Annotated in this window: 18 protein-coding genes; 10 read left to right on the top strand and 8 right to left on the bottom strand. The window is 73.0% G+C overall.

Going from position 1 to position 17,804, the window contains the following annotated elements; genetic code table 11:
• Positions 1 to 7 precede the first annotated feature (7 nt).
• Positions 8 to 343: a DUF952 domain-containing protein gene (locus ACFYV5_RS24510; RefSeq protein ID WP_355115565.1), complete on the bottom strand. Its 336-nt coding sequence runs from the start codon at positions 341 to 343 to the stop codon at positions 8 to 10.
• 67 nt (positions 344 to 410) lie between these two features.
• Here ACFYV5_RS24510 and ACFYV5_RS24505 point away from each other — a divergent pair, with 67 nt between their 5' ends.
• The 5 genes from ACFYV5_RS24505 to der all read left to right on the top strand — a co-directional run bounded on the left by ACFYV5_RS24505 (position 411) and on the right by der (position 4,842).
• Positions 411 to 569 carry a YidB family protein gene (locus ACFYV5_RS24505; protein WP_389171846.1) on the top strand — a complete coding sequence of 53 codons (159 nt, stop codon included), beginning with the start codon at positions 411 to 413 and terminating at the stop codon, positions 567 to 569.
• 176 nt (positions 570 to 745) lie between these two features.
• Complete coding sequence (locus ACFYV5_RS24500; RefSeq protein ID WP_355115568.1) at positions 746 to 1,834, top strand: prephenate dehydrogenase; 1,089 nt, start codon at positions 746 to 748, stop codon at positions 1,832 to 1,834.
• 159 nt (positions 1,835 to 1,993) lie between these two features.
• On the top strand, positions 1,994 to 2,692 hold the full coding sequence (gene cmk, locus ACFYV5_RS24495) for a (d)CMP kinase (protein WP_389171842.1): 699 nt from the start codon (positions 1,994 to 1,996) through the stop codon (positions 2,690 to 2,692).
• Entirely contained in the window at positions 2,635 to 3,333 is a 699-nt protein-coding gene (locus ACFYV5_RS24490) for a lysophospholipid acyltransferase family protein (protein ID WP_389171839.1), read from the top strand. Before cmk ends, ACFYV5_RS24490 begins: the two co-directional genes overlap by 58 nt.
• 60 nt (positions 3,334 to 3,393) lie before the next feature.
• Positions 3,394 to 4,842 (top strand): ribosome biogenesis GTPase Der, encoded by a 1,449-nt coding sequence (gene der, locus ACFYV5_RS24485; protein WP_355115574.1) that lies wholly within the window; start codon positions 3,394 to 3,396, stop codon positions 4,840 to 4,842.
• Positions 4,843 to 4,917: 75 nt separating this feature from the next.
• Here der and ACFYV5_RS24480 read toward each other — a convergent pair whose 3' ends face one another.
• Together ACFYV5_RS24480 and ACFYV5_RS24475 are read right to left on the bottom strand one after the other, a co-directional pair.
• Positions 4,918 to 5,190, bottom strand: a complete 273-nt coding sequence (locus tag ACFYV5_RS24480) for a hypothetical protein (protein ID WP_389171835.1) — start codon at positions 5,188 to 5,190, stop codon at positions 4,918 to 4,920.
• A 182-nt stretch (positions 5,191 to 5,372) separates the two neighbouring features.
• Positions 5,373 to 6,155: a hypothetical protein gene (locus tag ACFYV5_RS24475; protein WP_389171832.1), complete on the bottom strand. Its 783-nt coding sequence runs from the start codon at positions 6,153 to 6,155 to the stop codon at positions 5,373 to 5,375.
• A gap of 194 nt (positions 6,156 to 6,349) precedes the next feature.
• Here ACFYV5_RS24475 and ACFYV5_RS24470 point away from each other — a divergent pair, with 194 nt between their 5' ends.
• Positions 6,350 to 6,937 carry a transglycosylase family protein gene (locus ACFYV5_RS24470; RefSeq protein WP_389171829.1) on the top strand — a complete coding sequence of 196 codons (588 nt, stop codon included), beginning with the start codon at positions 6,350 to 6,352 and terminating at the stop codon, positions 6,935 to 6,937.
• Here ACFYV5_RS24470 and ACFYV5_RS24465 read toward each other — a convergent pair.
• Genes ACFYV5_RS24465 through ACFYV5_RS24455 form a run of 3 tightly spaced genes read right to left on the bottom strand, consistent with a single transcriptional unit; the run spans position 6,921 to position 10,827 of the window.
• Complete coding sequence (locus ACFYV5_RS24465) at positions 6,921 to 7,580, bottom strand: ATP-binding cassette domain-containing protein (RefSeq protein WP_389171826.1); 660 nt, start codon at positions 7,578 to 7,580, stop codon at positions 6,921 to 6,923. The two genes, ACFYV5_RS24470 and ACFYV5_RS24465, sit on opposite strands and share 17 nt — an antisense overlap.
• A complete protein-coding gene (locus ACFYV5_RS24460) occupies positions 7,577 to 10,441 on the bottom strand; it encodes an ATP-binding cassette domain-containing protein (RefSeq protein ID WP_389171823.1) in 2,865 nt (954 codons plus the stop codon). The genes ACFYV5_RS24465 and ACFYV5_RS24460 overlap by 4 nt, the downstream gene beginning before the upstream one ends.
• Positions 10,429 to 10,827 carry a hypothetical protein gene (locus ACFYV5_RS24455; RefSeq protein WP_389171820.1) on the bottom strand — a complete coding sequence of 133 codons (399 nt, stop codon included), beginning with the start codon at positions 10,825 to 10,827 and terminating at the stop codon, positions 10,429 to 10,431. Before ACFYV5_RS24455 ends, ACFYV5_RS24460 begins: the two co-directional genes overlap by 13 nt.
• A 102-nt stretch (positions 10,828 to 10,929) precedes the next feature.
• On the opposite strand from ACFYV5_RS24455, the gene ACFYV5_RS24450 reads away from it, so the two are divergent.
• From ACFYV5_RS24450 to ACFYV5_RS24440, 3 genes are all read left to right on the top strand, one after another.
• Positions 10,930 to 11,514, top strand: a complete 585-nt coding sequence (locus ACFYV5_RS24450; RefSeq protein ID WP_389171817.1) for a hypothetical protein — start codon at positions 10,930 to 10,932, stop codon at positions 11,512 to 11,514.
• Positions 11,492 to 12,781 (top strand): ABC transporter substrate-binding protein, encoded by a 1,290-nt coding sequence (locus tag ACFYV5_RS24445; protein WP_389171814.1) that lies wholly within the window; start codon positions 11,492 to 11,494, stop codon positions 12,779 to 12,781. Before ACFYV5_RS24450 ends, ACFYV5_RS24445 begins: the two co-directional genes overlap by 23 nt.
• Before the next feature lie 118 nt (positions 12,782 to 12,899).
• On the top strand, positions 12,900 to 14,174 hold the full coding sequence (locus tag ACFYV5_RS24440; protein ID WP_389171811.1) for a glycosyltransferase: 1,275 nt from the start codon (positions 12,900 to 12,902) through the stop codon (positions 14,172 to 14,174).
• Positions 14,175 to 14,250: 76 nt separating this feature from the next.
• On the opposite strand, the gene ctaD is transcribed toward ACFYV5_RS24440, so the two are convergent.
• Positions 14,251 to 15,954, bottom strand: coding sequence for a cytochrome c oxidase subunit I (gene ctaD / locus ACFYV5_RS24435; RefSeq protein ID WP_355115659.1), 1,704 nt, complete (start codon positions 15,952 to 15,954; stop codon positions 14,251 to 14,253).
• Between the two features lie 331 nt (positions 15,955 to 16,285).
• On the opposite strand from ctaD, the gene ACFYV5_RS24430 reads away from it, so the two are divergent.
• Positions 16,286 to 16,489 (top strand): I78 family peptidase inhibitor, encoded by a 204-nt coding sequence (locus tag ACFYV5_RS24430; protein WP_355115590.1) that lies wholly within the window; start codon positions 16,286 to 16,288, stop codon positions 16,487 to 16,489.
• A 95-nt stretch (positions 16,490 to 16,584) separates the two neighbouring features.
• Here the strand turns inward: ACFYV5_RS24430 and ACFYV5_RS24425 are convergent, their stop codons facing one another.
• A complete protein-coding gene (locus ACFYV5_RS24425; protein ID WP_355115592.1) occupies positions 16,585 to 17,601 on the bottom strand; it encodes a phosphatase PAP2 family protein in 1,017 nt (338 codons plus the stop codon).
• Positions 17,602 to 17,804: the final 203 nt, after the last annotated feature.

The raw sequence follows: 17,804 nt of genomic DNA, 5'->3' as shown, positions 1-17,804 counted from the left end.
AACACGCCTAGACCCAGGGGGTCAGCTCCCTCGCACGGCCGTCGGCGTCCCGGCGCACCTCCAGGAGAGCCGTGACGGCCGCCCGCTCGATCGGCCCGTACACATGCGGGAACAGCGTGTCCTCCGACCCTTCCCAGCGGACCTCGGCGCTCAGCCGGGTCTCGTCCAGGACGAGGACCAGGAGCGGTCCGTGGACGCCCCGGTAGTGCGCGTCGGCGACGGTGAGCGCGGACGTCTCGTCCGGTGAGCAGTGGACGAAGCCCTCGGAGGTCAACGACGGTGGCGCGTAGGGGAGTTCGGGATCGGCGGACCATTCGTCCAGCGGTACGACGTGCAGCAGCATGCCGACAGTTGTACCGCGACCGCAGCGCACGCCGGGTGACCGTGAGTGGCGGCATGGTCGGGTTCAGGTGACATTGTCCCTGCAGAAGGTCGCGGCCGACACCGGCCTCAGCCGCGAAGAGGTCGCCACCGAGGTCGCCCGGTCCCTGCCGCAGCTGACGCCGGACGGCTCGCTGCCGCAGGGCGACACGTCGCTGGAGGAGCTCATCCGCCGACAACGCCTCTGACGCCGGCTCGGTGCACCGGCGGCCGCCCCTCCCGTCTCGGAGGGCGGTCGCCGCGGTGGCGTGTCCGTGCGGCTGACTAGGCTGGTCGGAGCAGAGGTCGGGTCAGGCAGGGAGCACCACGTGGTGGTACGGGACGAGGTCGGTCACATGCACGAGCAGGTCAAGGAGTCCGCCCGATGAGAACCGCGCTCGTCATCGGCACCGGCCTCATCGGCACCTCGGCGGCGCTCGCCCTCGCGGGACGGGGCATCGCCGTCCACCTCCGCGACCACGACCCCGCCCGCGCCCGTACGGCGGCGGCGCTCGGCGCCGGTACGGACGAGGCTCCCGAGGGGCCCGTCGACCTCGCGATCATCGCCGTACCCCCGGCCCACGTGGCGACCACGCTCGCCGCGGCGATGCGCGACGGGCTCGCGCGCGGCTACCTCGACGTGGCGAGCGTCAAGGGCGGCCCGAAGCGCGAGCTGGAGGAGCTGGGGCTCGACCTCACCGCGTACATCGGCACCCACCCCATGTCGGGCAAGGAGCGCTCCGGCCCGCTGGCGGCGACGGCGGACCTCTTCGAGGGGCGGCCGTGGGTGCTCACGCCCGGCCGCGACACCGACACCGAGGTCCTGAACCTGGCCCTGGAACTGGTCGCGCTCTGCCGCGCCGTCCCGGTCGTCATGGACGCGGACGCCCACGACCGCGCGGTCGCGCTCGTCTCGCACACCCCGCAGTTGGTGTCGTCCATGGTCGCCGCGCGCCTGGAGGAGGCGGACGAGACGGCCGTACGGCTGTGTGGACAGGGCATCCGCGACGTCACCCGGATCGCGGCCTCCGACCCCCGCATGTGGGTCGAGATCCTCACGGCGAACCCCGGGCCGGTCGCGGACGTCCTCGCCGGCGTCGCCGCCGACCTCGACGAGACCGTCCGGGCCCTGCGCTCCCTGCAGTCCACGGACGAGGAGAAGCGGCGGGAGGGCACGAGCGGCGTCGAGGACGTCCTGCGCCGCGGCAACGCGGGGCGCGCCCGGGTTCCGGGCAAGCACGGCGCGGCACCGGCGCAGTACGAGACCGTCGCCGTCCTCATCAGCGACCAGCCCGGCGAGCTCGCCCGCATCTTCGCGGACACGGGCCGCGCGGGGGTCAACATCGAGGACGTCCGCATCGAGCACGCGACGGGCCAGCAGGCGGGTCTGGTCCAGCTGATGGTGGAGCCCTCGGCCGCCCCGGGGCTGGCGGCGGCGTTGAAGGAACGGGGCTGGGCGCTCAGGGCGGGGTGAGCGGGCGGCTCCGCCGAGCCGTGGGAACGGGTGGGCACGCGTCGCGAGGGCGTGCCGTTCGGGAGCGGTGAGCCCCGCTCGGCCAGATGGGTGGCCGGGACTCGGTAACCTTGTGTAGGCCGCGCACGTCCGCGAGGCCGCACCGCTCACCCCAGGAAGGTGTTCCCCACCGTGGAAACCGTGATCGTCGCCATCGACGGGCCCTCCGGCACGGGCAAGTCGAGCACCTCGAAGGCGGTTGCCGCCAAGCTGGGGCTGAGCTACCTGGACACCGGCGCGCAGTACCGGGCGATCACCTGGTGGATGATCAGCAACGGCGTGGACGTCGACGACGCCGAGGCCGTCGCCAACGCGGCCGCCAAGCCCGTCCTCGTCTCCGGCACCGACCCGGCCCGCCCGACGATCACCGTCGACGGGGCGGACGCCGCCGGGCCCATCCGTACCGAAGAGGTCACCTCCAAGGTCAGCGCCGTCAGCGCCGTCCCCGAGGTGCGGACCCTGATCACCGAGCTCCAGCGGACCATCGCCAAGAGCGCCGAGGGCGGCATCGTCGTCGAGGGGCGCGACATCGGCACCACGGTCCTGCCGGACGCCGACCTCAAGATCTTCCTCACCGCGTCCCCCGAGGCCCGCGCCGCCCGCCGCTCGGGCGAGCTCAAGGGCGCCGACGTGGCCGCCACCCAGCAGGCCCTGATCAAGCGGGACGCGGCCGACTCCAGCCGTAAGACGTCCCCGCTCGCCAAGGCCGACGACGCCGTCGAGGTCGACACCACGGACCTCACCCTTGACCAGGTCATCGAGTGCGTCGTGACCCTGGTCGAGGAGCTGCGGACCACGAAGAGGGCGGCCGCCCAGTGACCCAGCCCTCCGCGAAGGGCGCCGCCGTCGGGCGTGGCATCGGCATCGGGCTGATGTACGGCCTGTGGAAGCCGCGCGTCCTCGGCGCCTGGCGGGTGCCGGCCGCCGGCCCCGTCATCCTCGCCGTCAACCACGCGCACAACATCGACGGCCCCATGCTCATGGGCACCGCACCCCGCCCCGTGCACTTCCTGATCAAGAAGGAAGCCTTCGTCGGGCCCCTCGGGCCCTTCCTGGAGGGCATCGGGCAGGTCAAGGTGGACCGTGACAGCACGGACCGGAACGCCATAGGCAACGCCCTCGCGGTCCTGGAGCACGGCGGCGTCCTCGGGATCTTCCCCGAGGGCACGCGGGGCGAGGGCGACTTCGCCTCCCTGCGTGCCGGCCTCGCCTACTTCGCCGTCCGCAGCGGGGCGCCGATCGTGCCTGTGGCGGTTCTGGGAAGTTCCGAGCGTCCTGGACGGTTGATCAAGGCACTGCCCCCGCTGCGCAGCCGCGTCGACGTCGTCTTCGGCGACGCCTTCGACGCCGGCGACGGCAGCGGCCGGCGCACCCGCAAGGCGCTCGACGACGCCACCGTACGGATTCAGGAGCGGCTCACCGCCCACCTGAAGAACGCCAGGCGCCTCACCGGGCGCTGAGTGAGACTCTGAGTAGTGGGTTCGCACCCACCGACCACGAATGATCAAGGAACGGACTTCATGAACGACCAGCACGACCACGGGGCACTTGGCGACGCCGAGTACGCGGAGTTCATGGAGCTCGCCGCGGAAGAGGGCTTCGACGTCGAGGAGGTCGAGGGCGCGATCGAGGAGGCCGGGCACGGCCCGCTCCCCGTCCTCGCTGTCGTCGGCCGCCCGAACGTCGGCAAGTCGACCCTGGTGAACCGGATCATCGGCCGTCGCGAGGCCGTCGTCGAGGACAAGCCCGGCGTCACCCGCGACCGCGTCACGTACGAGGCCGAATGGGCCGGCCGCCGCTTCAAGGTCGTCGACACCGGCGGCTGGGAGCAGGACGTCCTCGGCATCGACGCCTCCGTCGCCGCCCAGGCCGAGTACGCCATCGAGGCCGCCGACGCCTGTGTCTTCGTCGTGGACGCCACCGTCGGCGCCACCGACACCGACGAGGCCGTCGTCAAGCTGCTGCGCCGCGCCGGCAAGCCCGTCGTGCTCTGCGCCAACAAGGTCGACGGCCCCTCCGGCGAGGCCGACGCCACCGCCCTGTGGTCGCTCGGCCTCGGCGAGCCCTACCCCGTCTCCTCGCTGCACGGCCGCGGTACGGGCGACATGCTCGACGCCGTCCTGGAGGCCCTGCCCGAGGCCCCCGCGCAGACCTTCGGCAACGCGATCGGCGGCCCCCGCCGCATCGCCCTCATCGGCCGCCCGAACGTCGGCAAGTCCTCGCTCCTGAACAAGGTCGCCAACGAGGACCGCGTGGTCGTCAACGAGATGGCCGGCACCACCCGCGACCCGGTCGACGAGCTGATCGAGCTCGGGGGCAAGGTCTGGAAGTTCGTGGACACCGCCGGTATCCGCAAGAAGGTCCACCTCCAGGAGGGCGCGGACTACTACGCCTCCCTGCGCACCGCCGCCGCGGTCGAGAAGGCCGAGGTCGCGGTCGTCCTGATCGACACCACCGACAACATCTCGGTCCAGGACCAGCGCATCATCACCATGGCGGTCGAGTCGGGCCGCGCGCTCGTCATCGCGTACAACAAGTGGGACGAGCTCGACGAGGAGCGGCGCTACTACCTCGAGCGCGAGATCGAGACCGAGATGCAGCAGGTCGCCTGGGCGCCCCGGGTCAACGTCTCCGCCAAGACCGGCCGCCACATGGACAAGCTCGTCCCGGCCATCGAGACCGCGCTCGCCGGCTGGGAGACCCGCGTCCCCACCGGCCGTCTGAACGCCTTCCTCGGCGAGCTGGTCGCCGCCCACCCGCACCCGATCCGCGGCGGCAAGCAGCCCCGCATCCTCTTCGGTACGCAGGCGGGCACCAAGCCGCCGCGCTTCGTGCTCTTCGCCTCCGGCTTCCTGGAGGCCGGCTACCGTCGCTTCGTCGAGCGCCGGCTGCGCGAGGAGTTCGGCTTCGAGGGCACCCCGATCCACATCTCGGTCCGTGTCCGCGAGAAGCGCGGCCGCAAGAAGTAGTCGCGGGACGAGAACGGCGGTACGGCGGAGGGCCGGGGCGATGTGCCCCGGCCCTCCGCCGTACCTGCGCCAGTCCTACAGCCCTCTGCGGGGCCCCGGCGGCAGCGCCGCCTGGGTGTGGTGCTGCGCCGACCACGCCGTCGGATACGTTCCGTACCGGCTGCCCTGCCCGGACCCCGAGCCGTAGAGCCCGGAGCCCACCGGCGTACCGAAGGACCGGAAGCCCAGATCGTCCTCGCCGCTGCGGTCACCCGGCAGCGCCCGGAACGACCGGCGGAACTCCGAGTACAGGGCGTCGTAGATCGGCGTGGCCGACTGGCCCGACGTGACGTCCTGCGCGGGGCGCATGGAAGGGATCTGACTCGGATACTGCTGGCGGAGTGGGTCGTAAGTGTGCACGTATGTGCCAACGACCTCGTGGTCCGTCGGATGCGGGCGGCTCTCGGAAACCGGCGCCCGCCGGGGGCGGGGAACGGTCGGCACCCAGGGACCGGCCCCGTACGGCCCTAAGCCGGTGCGCCCGTGTTCCGTCACGTGCCGGCCAGCGGCATCGCGGCGGCGACGAGCCGGCCGTTGGCCGCCGCCTTCTCCAGGGCGTCGCGCAGCAGGTCCTCGCGCGGCTGCTGACCGATCGAGCCGACCGGGGCGGCGAAGACCAGGACCGTGTGCGACCTGTTGGCCGCGGCACGCCAGCCCTCGGTGACCTGGAGCGGCTGGTGCGCCTGCCACCAGGCGACCTGGCCGCTGCCGCCCGTACCCGGCTGGAGCACGGAGTGCAGCTGGCCCATGGCGACGAGCACGGACCAGCCGGGCAGGATGCCCGGCTTCTGGTTCAGATCGGCCACGGTCCTGAAGCCCTGCTCGATCAGGAGCGGCAGGAACTCGTCGCTCAGCCCGTCCGAGCCCGGGCGGGCGACCGGCGCGGTCGGTTCGACGACCAGGGCCGGGTGCAGCTCGCCCTCGATCAGTACGAGTCCGCTGGTCACCCCGAGGACGGCCTGCTCGGGGTGGGCGGCACCGAGCGCGTCCGCCGCGTCCGTCGCGGCGATGGAACGGACGGCGCCCTGGAGCTGCTCCTCGGCGACCTGGACCACCTGGGAGGGAATGCAGCTGGCGTGGGCGAACGCCAGGACGGCGGTCTCCTCGCCGACGAACAGGACGGTGCTCGTCCGCTCCTGCTCGGAGTCGCCCGGCGTGCGGCAGGAGGTGCAGTCGTAGCTGCCCGGTGCATTGTCGCCGGCCAGCAGCCGGTCCGCTTCTTCGTCGCCGATCTCGGCGCGTACGTCCTCGCTGACGTCGAGCATGCGCGGCACGGGGGGCTCCCTGGACTCGGTACGTGCGACGCCGGGCGGTTCCCGGCTCGTCTCATGACGAGTTCAACGGGGAAGGATCGGCCGGGGTCACGCGTCCCGGTGCGGCAACTTGTGTGACTCCGACCGGGTGGGGGATGGGGGCCGCCCCGCGCGGCACGGCGCCGGAGCGCGGGTGCCGCGCCTAGCCTGCCGCGATGTCGAAGATCAGATTGTGGACAGCCGGGGCGTCCGCCGCCGCGCTGATGGCCCTCGTCCCGTCACCGGCCCAGGCCGAGCCGGTGGCGCGGGCTCAGTCGGCGGCGCAGGCGTCGCATACGTCCGCCGCTTCCGCTTCCGCTCCCGCCTACGCCTGCGCGAAGGACCAGTGGCCGTGGGGCTGCGTCGCCGAGTGCGAGAGCAGCGGCCGCTGGCACATCAACACCGGCAACGGCTTCTACGGCGGACTCCAGTTCTGGCAGCCGACCTGGGAGGAGCACGGCGGCCTGCGCTACGCCCGGCGCGCCGACCTGGCGACCCGTCAGCAGCAGATCACCATCGCGGAGGAGGTCCTGCGCACCCAGGGGTGGGCGGCCTGGCCGGCCTGCTCGAAGCGGTACGGGCTGAGCGGGCGGGCCCATGTGGTGCAGCCGGGCGACACGCTCAGCTCGGTCGCCCGGCGCTTCGGGATCGCCGGCGGCTGGCAGGCGCTGTACGCGGCGAACCGCGCCCTGGTCGGGCCGGACCCGAACCGGCTCATGACCGGGACGATGCTGCGCATCTCGCCCCTCACCGTCCTGCGGTGAACTCGGCGGCCTCCCCGCTGAACGCGAGGGAGCCGCGCCGCAGTCCGTGCAGCAGCGTGCCGGGCGGCAGCCCGGGCGGGGGCCGCTGCTCCGCGAGCACCACGGCGGCCCCGCCCGGTCGGGCGAGGGCGGCGAGCAGCCGGTACGTACGGGAGGAGACCGCGGGCGACATGCCGAGGGACGGCTCGTCCACCAGGACCACCCGGGCGGGCGTCAGCAGGGCCCGGGAGAGGGCGAGCATCCGGCGCTCGCCGCCGGACAGGGTGCCGGCGGGGCGGGCGAGGAGGGGCGCGAGCTCGGGGTACGCCGCGAGTGCCCGGGCCGGGTCGCCGGGGGAGAGGTCCAGGTTCTCGGCGACGGTGAGCGTCGCGTACGCCGCACGCAGATCCGGTACGAAGCACAGGCCGCGCCGGGCCCGGTCGTGGGCGTGGAGACGGGTGACGTCCGCGCCGCGCCAGAGGACGGTGCCGGATGTCAGGGGCACGGTCCCGGCGAGCGCGCGCAGGGCGGTGGTGCGGCCGGAGCCGTTGCGGCCGACGAGGACGGTGACCGTGGCGGCCGGGACGGGCAGGTCGAGGCCGTGCAGGGCCTCCAAGGGGCCGTAGCGGACGTGGGCGGACCGCAGGGCGATCTCGACGCTCATGACACGATCCGGCCTCCCTCCATGGTGTGCACGGTGTGGGCGAGGCCGGCGACGAGCTCCGGGTCGTGCTCGACGACGAGGAGGGTGAGGCCGTCGGCGGCGAGGGCGGCGAGGACCCGGGCGAGGGCGGCGGTCTCCGCGGCGTCCAGACCGGCGGTGGGCTCGTCCAGGAGGAGGGTGTGCGGGCCCCCGGCGAGCGCGCGGGCCAGCTCGACCCGGCGCAGGGTCCCGGTGGGGAGGCCGGCGGCCGGGCGGTGTCGGACGGCGCCGGAGAGGCCGAGGAGGCGGAGCGCCTGTTCGGTGCCGGCGGGGGAGCGGTGGTGGCCCTGCTCGGCGCCGAGGCGGACGTTGTCCTCGACGGTGAGGGAGGGGAAGACGGCGAGCTGCTGGAAGGAGCGGGCGACGCCGAGCCGGGTGCGGGCGTGGGCGGGGCGGGCCGTGATGTCGGTGCCGTCGAGGGTGACGCGGCCGTGGGTGGGGCGGAGGGTGCCGGCGAGACAGTCGAAGAGGGTGCTCTTGCCGGCGCCGTTGGGGCCGACAAGGGCGGTGACGCGGCCGGGGACGAGGTCGATGCTGACGTCGGCGAGGGCGGTGAGGCCGCCGGGGTAGGTGAGGCTGAGATGACGGGCGCGGAGCCGCGCGGGGGGAGGTGGGGGCCGGCGGGGGTGGCGGTGTTCCCCACCCCGCCCGTCCGCGCGACCGGCAGAGGCGTCCCCGGGCCCACCCGCGGCCGGAGCAGTCCCGCGGCCGTCGGCCGGGGCCGGTGTCGGGGCCCCGGCTGGCATCGGGCGCGGCGCCGCGGGTTCACCCGCGGCAGGCACAGTCCCGTCGGCGGCTGCCGCGTCGCGGCTGTCGGCCGGGACCCCGGCTGTCATGGGGCCCGGCCCAGCGGGTCCGCCTGCGGCTGGCACAGTGCCGTCGGCGGCCGGGCCGCGGCCGTCGGCCGGGGCGGGTGTCGGGGCCCCGGCTGGCATCGGGCGCGGCGCCGGGGGTCCGCCTGTGAGCGGCACCGTGCCGTCGGCGGTGGGCAGGAGGCGCGAGGGTGTCGGCTCCTCGGCCGGCCGGGGCGCGGCGCTCGGTCCCTTCGCGGTCGGCCGGCTGCGCGTCGGCAGCCAGGACGTCAGCGGGGGCAGCCGGCCCACCAGCGCCGCGAGGACGCCCACCGCGGCCGCCGCCACGCCGCCCCGCGTGCCCGCGTCCAGGCCGACCAGGAGCGCCGCGGCGGCCAGCGGGGAGAGGAGGCTGTCGGCGCCCAGGACGATGATCGCGGCGAACCAGAGGAGGCCGCGGACCGGATCGTACGCCTCCGGGTCGAAGGCCCGCAGGCCCATGCCCAGCAGGCCGCCGCCCAGGGCGGCCAGGGCCGCGCCCAGGACGAAGGCCAGGAGCTTGAGGACGCTCACCCGGACCCCGGCCGCCTCCGCGCCCGCCTCGTGGTCGCGCAGGGCGGCGAGCGCCCTGCCCGTGCGGCCCCGGCGCAGCGCCGCGACCAGGAGGAGACAGCCGGCCAGGACCACGAGTTCGAGAGCGTAGTAGCGGCGGTCGTCGGAGAAGCCCGCCGGGCGGCCGAGCTCCAGGCCGGCCGTCGCGTACGGCTGCGCGAAGACGAACCGGCTCACCGCCACCCCGACCGCCAGCGTCGCCAGCGCCAGCGCCAGCCCGTGGCGGCGGATCGCCGGCCACCCGGTGACCAGGCCCAGCGGGGCCACGAGCAGCACCGCGAGCCCCAGTGCCACCAGCTCCGGCAGGCCCCCCGCCGCCAGGAGCGCCGTGAACAGCGCGCCCAGACCCGCGTACGCCGCCTGCCCCAGCGCGATCTGCCCGCCCCGCCCCGTCACCACGACCAGCGACAGCAGCACGATCGCGAGCGCCGGTACCTGGACCGAGGTGTGCAGGTCCGAGCCCGCGAAGCCCAGGGGGAGCAGGAAGAGCACACCGGCCGTGAGCCACGCCCCGGCCGGGACCCGGGGCAGCCCCGCGGGCGGCGGGGGCAGCGCGTCCCGCCCGCGGCCCCCGACCCCCGGCAGGACGAGCGCCGCCACCAGCAGCGCCACCACGAACAGGTTCGCCCCGACCGCCTGCACCAGCGGCCCCGCGAAGCCCTCCGGGTGAAGGCGGGTCAGCTGCGCCTGGGCCACGCCGATCGCGAGCGCGGTCACGATCGCGACCGGCAGGCTCCGCATCCGCGCCACCACCGCGACCGCGATCACCTCGACGACGAGGAGCGGCATCCCGTACGGATCGAGGCGTACGTGAGGCGCGAGCAGCACCCCCGTCAGGCCCGCGGTGAACGCGCCGAAGGCCCACCCCACGGCCGACACCCGGTCCGCGTCGATCCCGGCAAGCATCGCCAGCAGCCGGTTGTCGACGACGGCCCGCAGCTCCCGCCCGAACCGGGTCCACCGCGTCACGGCCCCCACCGCCACGGCCAGCAGCACGACCACCGCGAGCTGGACCCACGGATCGTCGCCGAGCAGTACCGGCGCGTCCGCCCGCGCTCCGCCGCCCCACACCAGCGCCGCCCCGCCCACGAGCAGCACGAAGACCCCGATGGAGGCCACCAGGGTCTGCGCGGGCCCGGAGCCGAGGAGCGCCAGCGGCCGGAAGACGGCCCGGTCGAGGACCAGACCGATCCCGGGAGCGACCACCAGCAGGGTCAGGAGGGCGCCGAGCGGCAGCGGCCAGCCCCACTCCACCACCAGCTGCCGCACGAAGTACGCGCAGACCATGGCGATCGCGCCGTGCGCCAGGTTGAGCACGCCGGTCGCGCGGTACGTGACGATCAGCCCGATGCCGGTGAGTGCGGCCGCGCTGCCGACCGCCAGACCGGCGAGCGTGAGGTCGTACGTCAGCGAGGCCACGGCTCACACACCGGACAGGGGTCGAGCTCCGCGTCCCCGGCCGGTCCGGCATCCTCCCGGCCGGCCACCAGCGGGCAGTCCGGCCGGTGCGCGAGCGTCCCGCCCGGCACCCGTACCGGAGGCTCGTCCGAGGAGGGCGGAGGCGTGTCCTCCGGTGCCTCGGCGGGAGGCACGGGCCCGCGCACCGGAGTCCGGCCCGCCGCCCCGATCAGGACCGCCCCGGCCACGATCAGCGCGGCCCCCGGCGCCGTGCACGAGGCGAGATAGGGCAGCTGCCGCTCCGCGAAACGTTCACCGGAGATGCCGTACCACCCGAGGACGCAGAGCACGGCGCCCCCGGCGGCCGTCGCGAGGCCGCTCCACAGCAGTACCCGGGACGTCGGCACGGGACCTCCCTCGGCTCTGTCCCCGATGCCCTCTTCCTTGCACTATGCCCGGAACCGGCACACCCTGGAATCATCAGGCCGTCCGGCCTCGACGGACACCCGGTGGTGAGCCAGATGGTTCTCGAGAGACACGGTGGACGCCCTCGCCCACATCCTCGTGCCCGCCCACGCTCGCGTCTCGCGGCTCTGGCGGCCGCGTCGGTGCTGGTGCTCGGGCCCGTACTCGCCGGCTGCGGGGACGACGGCAACGGCTCCCCGTCGAGCGAGACGACCCCCGTCGTACCGCCCGCGCCGACACAGACGACACCGACCGAGCCGGCGGGTGACCAGCCGTCCGACCCGGCCGCCGCCAAGGCGGAGATCACCAAGAACTGGACGGCGTTCTTCGACCCGAAGACGCCCGTGGCCGAGAAGGAGAAGCTGCTCGAGAACGGCGAGGAGATGCGGCCCGTCCTCGGCGCCTTCGCGGGCGACAAGAACGCGGCGATGTCCTCCGCGAAGGTCAAGGGCATCGCGTTCACCTCGCCGAACGACGCGGACGTGACCTGGGACCTGCTGGTCGGCGGTTCGCCCGCCCTGCCCGACTCCAAGGGCACGGCCGTCCTCCAGGACGACACCTGGAAGGTGTCCGTGAAGACCCTCTGCGGCCTGGTCCAGCTCAGCGGTGCGAACGTTCCGGGCTGCTGAGGCCGGCACGGCGCTGCTCCTCGCCGCACTGCTCGCCCTCGCCACTGCCTGCGGCAGCCGGCTCCCGGAGCGCGCGTTCGAGACGCGGCCCACCGTCACTGTCCCCTCCGGCGGTGAGCCGCTCCGGGTCGGTGTCATCACCAGCGCCACCAGCCCCGTCGGCGGCGACACCTTCACCGGTCCTCGCGACGGGGCCCGCGCCTGGTTCGACGCCCTCAACGCCCGCGGGGGCCTGAACGGGCGCCGGGTCGAGGTCGTCACCTGCGACGACGGCGGCAGCGGCGTCGGCAACAACGCGTGCGTGCACCGGCTGCTCGACGAACGGAAGGTGTTCGCCCTGGTCGCCACCACCGCACTCGACTACGCCGGAGCCCCGCTTGTCGCCAAGGCCGGCGTCCCCGACATCGGGGGCCAGCCGCTCACCCCCGCGTACGACACCTATCCGCATCTGTACGGGATCTACGGCAGCTCCGCCCCGCGCACCGGCGAGGCGCCCGGCTGGGACGGGGTGCTGTACGGCGGCACCGAGGTCTACCGCTGGTTCAAGCGCGAGCACGGCGCCCGTACCGCCGCGGTCGTCGCCTACAACCAGGCCGCCTCGACGTCCTACGCCCGGCTGATCTCCGAGGGACTGCGGGCCGAGGGGTACCGGGTCGTCGACGAACAGGTCGACTTCGCCCTGCCCAACTTCCGCGCCGTGGCGGCGGATCTGCGGGCGCAGGGCGCCGACCTCGTCTTCGACGCCCTGGACACGCACGGCAACGCCCGGCTCTGCGAGGCGATGGACGCACTGGGCGTCCGCGTCACCGCCAAGGTGACCAATGTGCAGAACTGGTCCTCGACCGTCCCCCGTGACTACGCCGCGTCCCCCGCCTGCCGCGAGGCGCTCTTCGTGACCGGCGCCAGCCGCAACTACGAGGACACCGGCCATCCCGCGGTACGGGAGTTCCGGGCCGCGATGGGGGACCGGCCGCTCTCCCAGTGGCAACTGGAGGGCTGGGCCGCCGCCATGTGGTTCACGGACGCGGCGCTGTCCTGCGGGGACCGGCTCACCCGCGGCTGCGTCGAGGAGTTCGTCAACCGGCCGGAGCCGTACACCGCCCGCGGTCTGCTGCTCCCCGTCCGCTTCGAGAAGCTCGCCGAACCGCCGAAGAACCGTCACACCTGCCTGTCCGTGGCCCGTTGGCAGGACGGGCGGGGCTGGATCACGCAGGGAGACATGTCCACGAACTGCGCCACCGTCCCCCAACTCGGCTACCGACCGTGAGGCGGCGCCGGAGCGGGCGCCGGGGCGGGCGGTGCGGCGGGCAGTGCGGGCGGCGGTACCGGGAGAGCAGTACAGTCGCCACCGACCGACCACTTGACCGGGGGGAACCGGCAGCCCGATGCGCATCTCATTTCTGCTCCACAACGCCTACCACATCGGCGGAACCATCCGGACGACGTTCACCCTCGCCCAGGTCCTCGCGGAGCGCCACGAGGTGGAGATCGTCTCCGTCTTCCGCCACCGCGACGAGCCGATCCTGGGCGTCCCCCCGGGGGTGACCCTGCGTCACCTCGTCGACCTGCGGAAGGACAACCCCGGCTACGACGGCGAGCACCCCGACTTCTCCCGGCCGGCCAAGGTCTTCCCGCGCGGCGACGGCCGGTGGAAGCAGTACAGCGCGCTCACCGACGCCCGCATCGGCGCGCACCTGGCGGGCGTCGAGGCCGACGTGCTCGTCGCCACCCGCCCCGGACTCAACGTCCACCTCGCCGAGCAGGCCCGGCGCGGGCCGGTCCTGGTCGGCCAGGAGCATCTCGTCCTGACCGGTCACACCTTCCGGCTCCGCCGTGAGATCAGCCACCAGTACGCGCTCCTGGACGCCGTCACGACGGTCACCGAGGCCGACGCCCGGTCGTACCGCTCCCGGCTGAAGCTGCCGGGCGTACGGATCGACGCGGTGCCCAACAGCGTGCCCGCGCCGAGCGTGCCGCCCGCCGATCCCGCCGCGAAGATCGTCGTCGCGGCCGGCCGGCTGACCCGGATCAAGCGGTACGACGTGCTGATCGACGCGTTCGCCGAGGTGGCCGCGGCCCGCCCGGACTGGAAGCTGCGGATCTACGGCACCGGGGACGCGGTCGACAACATGAAGCCCGCGCTCGCCCGGCGCATCAAGGACCGCGGCCTGGAGGAGAACGTCTCCCTCATGGGCTGGGCCAACCCGATGGAGCCGGAGTGGGTGAAGGGGTCGATCGCCGCCGTGACCTCTCTGCGCGAGTCCTTCGGCATGACCATCGTCGAGGCGATGCGGTGCGGCCTCCCGGTCGTCTCCACCGACTGCCACGGGCCTCGCGAGATCATCGAGGACGGGGTCGACGGCCGCCTGGTGCCGGTCGACGACGTGGCCGCCGTCGCGCGGGCCCTGCTCGAACTCATCGAGGACGACGAACGGCGCGCCAAGGCCGCGCGCGCCGCGCTGACGGCGTCCGAACGCTTCGACCCGGTGCGCATCGCCGCCCGCCACGAGGAGATCTGGACGGAGCTCGTCGCCCGGGGCGCGAGCCGCCGCACCCATGGCGGTGTCGGCGACGGCGTCCACCGGGCCGTCGGCGCTGCGATCGACGCCGTGTACGAGCTGAAGCGCCGGGTCGGGGTCCTCGTCCGCCGGTTCCGCTGAGCGGCCGCCGGGTCACCAGGCCGCTAGGCCGCCGGGTGCCCGGCCGTCAGGTCGCGGTCGCCGGGGCACCGTACGGTCAGGGACCGGTTTTCCCGGGCCCTGGAGCGCTCGGCTCGCTGAGTTCCCTGAGCTGTTGCTCCTCGATGGCCGCGAACTCCGGGTGATGCAGGTCGAAGGCCGGGGACTCGGAGCGGATCTTGGGGACGGCCTCGAAGTTGTGGCGGGGCGGCGGGCAGGACGTCGCCCACTCCAGCGAGCGGCTGTACCCCCAGGGGTCGTCCACCTCGACCTTCGTCCCGTACCGGGCGGTCCGCCAGACGTTGTAGAGGAACGGCAGCGTGGAGATGCCGAGCAGGAACGCGCCGATGGAGGAGGCGGTGTTCAGCGCGGTGAAGCCGTCGGCGTCCAGATAGTCGGAGTACCGCCGGGGCATGCCCTCCGCGCCGAGCCAGTGCTGCACCAGGAACGTCAGGTGGAAGCCCATGAAGAGGGTCCAGAAGTGAACCTTGCCCAGGCGCTCGTCGAGCATCCTGCCGGTGAACTTGGGCCACCAGAAGTAGAAGCCGGCGAACATGGCGAAGACGACCGTGCCGAAGACCGTGTAGTGGAAATGGGCCACGACGAAGTACGTGTCGGTGACGTGGAAGTCCATCGGCGGCGAGGCGAGGACGATGCCGGTGAGACCGCCGAAGAGGAACGACACGAGGAAGCCCACCGACCACAGCATCGGGGTCTCGAAGGACAGTGAGCCCTTGAGCATCGTGCCCGTCCAGTTGAAGAACTTCACGCCGGTCGGCACGGCGATGAGGAACGACAGCATGGAGAAGAAGGGCAGGAGCACCGCACCGGTGACGAACATGTGGTGGGCCCACACCACCACCGAGAGACCGGTGATCGACATCGTCGCGGCGATCAGCGTCGTGTAGCCGAAGAGCGGCTTGCGGGCGAAGACGGGGATGATCTCGCTGATGATGCCGAAGAACGGCAGGGCGATGATGTAGACCTCGGGATGGCCGAAGAACCAGAAGAGGTGCTGCCACAGCAGCGTCCCGCCGCTCTCGGGCTGGAAGACCATCGAGCCGAACCGCCGGTCCGCCTCCAGGACGAGCAGGGCGGCGGCGAGCACGGGGAAGGCCATCAGCACCAGGACCGCGGTGAAGAGGATGTTCCAGGTGAAGATCGGCATCCGGAACATGGTCATGCCCGGCGCCCGCATCCCGATGATCGTCGTGAGGAAGTTCACCGAGGTGAGGATCGTGCCGAAGCCGGAGAGCGCGAGCCCCGTGATCCACAGGTCGGCGCCGATGCCGGGCATCCGCTCCAGGCTGTTGAGCGGGGCGTAGGCGGTCCAGCCGAAGGCGGGCGGCCCGCTCGGTACGGCGAGGGAGGCGACCACCATCAGGCCGCCGAAGAGGAACAGCCAGTACGAGAACATGTTCAGCCGCGGGAAGGCGACGTCGGGGGCGCCGATCTGGAGCGGCACCAGCTCGTTGGCGAAGCCGGCGAAGGTCGGTGTCGCGAAGAGCAGCAGCATGATCGTGCCGTGCAGGGTGAACGCCTGGTTGAACTGCTGGTTGTCGATCAGCTGCAGTCCGGGACGCGCCAGCTCGGCCCGCATCAGCATCGCCATGAGCCCGGCGACCAGGAAGAAGAGGAACGAGGTGCCCAGGTAGAGGTGCCCGATCTTCTTGTGGTCCGTGGTGGTGAGCCAGTCGATCAGGACCCGTCCATGCCGTTTCGGCGCTGATTCGACGGCCGCGCGCGCGGTCTCGGTGCCCATCGCTGCCTTCCGGTGGTCCGGTCGTCCGGACATGATGCGCGCCCCCGGCGCGGGAGCGCGGGAGGCGGCAGGCGGCGCTGCTCCGGTCGGCGGAACGTGTGTGCGTCGTGCGGGGAAACCGTGAATGCCCGGCGGCCGTGCCGGATCACTCAATTCCCTTGTGCGGTGCGCGCGAAGGAATTCCGGAAGCTCTTGTGGGAAGGCCCGGAGAGGGCCTGCAATTGCTGGAGATTCGGCCGGAAACAGCCCTCGCGGGTGACGGCGCTCGTGTCAAACATATGTCGAGAAGCTGTGACACAAGCGTGACCGGTAAGGGACTAACGTGAGTTGCATGACATCGAAGCAGAGCTCTCCCGTACCGCCGGAAGACTATGTGGGGCTCGCCCGGGAGCAGGCCGAACGGCTCGCCCGGGACCACGGCTGGAGCGTGGTGCGGTCCCTGCCGCCCGGCTCGATCATCACCATGGAGTACCTGGAGGGGCGCATCAACTTCGAGGTGAAGGAAGGCACCGTCACCCGCTGCTGGGTGGGCTAGAGCCTGTCTCCTGCCCGATCCCCGGAGCGGGAACGGGGAAGGGCCCCGGCCGTGAGGCCGGGGCCCTTCCCCGTACGTACGGTCGTGACGGGGGCTCAGCCGCCGGTGAGCGGCCGCGAGTGCCCCGGGCGGCGGCTGCCGGCCGGGGAGACCGGTGTCCGCTCGGAGCGCACGACGTGCGCCGCGTGCGCGGTGTGCGCGCGGGAGGCGGTGAGCGGCGGGGCCAGCCGGCCGTCGCCACGAGCGGCGGGCCGCCCGCTCCTGGCGCCGACGGTCTCCCGTACCGGCTCCTCGGCCTCCACCGGACGCGGCGGAAACATCGCGGGGCGCGGTCCACCGGTCGCGACGGGCAGCGACGGCACCAGCCGACGGCGGGCCCGCAGCTGCTCGCGCAGCCGGTCGCGCAGGCTCAGGATCAGCGTCTCCGCCCGGCCGATCGGCGGCTCGCACCACGGCAGGGCCAGCAGGATGAGCAGACCCGCGGCCCAGCCGAGCAGGACATCGCTCAGCCAGTGCGTACCGATGTAGACGGTGGTGAGGCCGACGCCGAGCGCGACCACGGCCGAGAGAGCCGACAGATAACGCCGGGCCCGCGGAGTGGTGGCCAGATAGGCCAGGATGCCCCAGGTCACGACCGCGTTGGCGGTGTGTCCGGACGGAAATATATCGCCGCCCGCGAAGAGCTCGGCGGAGCCGATCTGCGTCGCGTAGTGGGGGCCGAGACGGCCGAGGCCGATCTTGACCGCGCCGACCGTGACGTTCAGCAGGAGCAGCGCGGCGCCGAGCGTCAGGAGCGGTCGCAGCGTGTGCTGGCGCCAGGAGCGCCAGCCCAGCCAGGCCGCCACCATCACGGCGGTCGGACCGCGCTGGCCGAGGACGACGTAGTAGTCGAGGAAGGCGTGCAGGTCCGGCCACTGCTGATAGGGCCGGAAGAGCATGATCTTCCAGTCGAGGGTCACCAGCCAGGTCGACAGGAGCACGGCCACGACGATGGCGAGATAGAACGCCAGCGTCCCGCCGAAGAGGGCGAGACGCGTGCGGGTCATCCGCGGGACCTCTATCTTCGGCGGTTCCGGCTCCCGGTCCAGCCGGGCAAAGATGTCGGTTCGCACCCAATCGACGTTACAGGGAGTGAGTAGCGACCTTGGTCGTTCCGGTCTCTTCGTGATGACGATGTGATGTGGAGTAGGTCTCGGCCGGTGCCTATTCCTGGCGTACGTCTGAGAATCCGATGACCTTCTGCCCTATTGCCGCCGGGTGACTTTCCGGAAGTCTGTTTGTACGCCGCGGAAATGCCTCAAACGCTTGTGCGCGT

Origin of the sequence: Streptomyces sp. NPDC003035 (assembly GCF_042888285.1) — a bacterium.
GTDB lineage: Bacteria > Actinomycetota > Actinomycetes > Streptomycetales > Streptomycetaceae > Streptomyces.
Note: the sequence above shows the minus strand (reverse complement) of the source record. Positions and strands in the feature narration are given on the sequence as shown.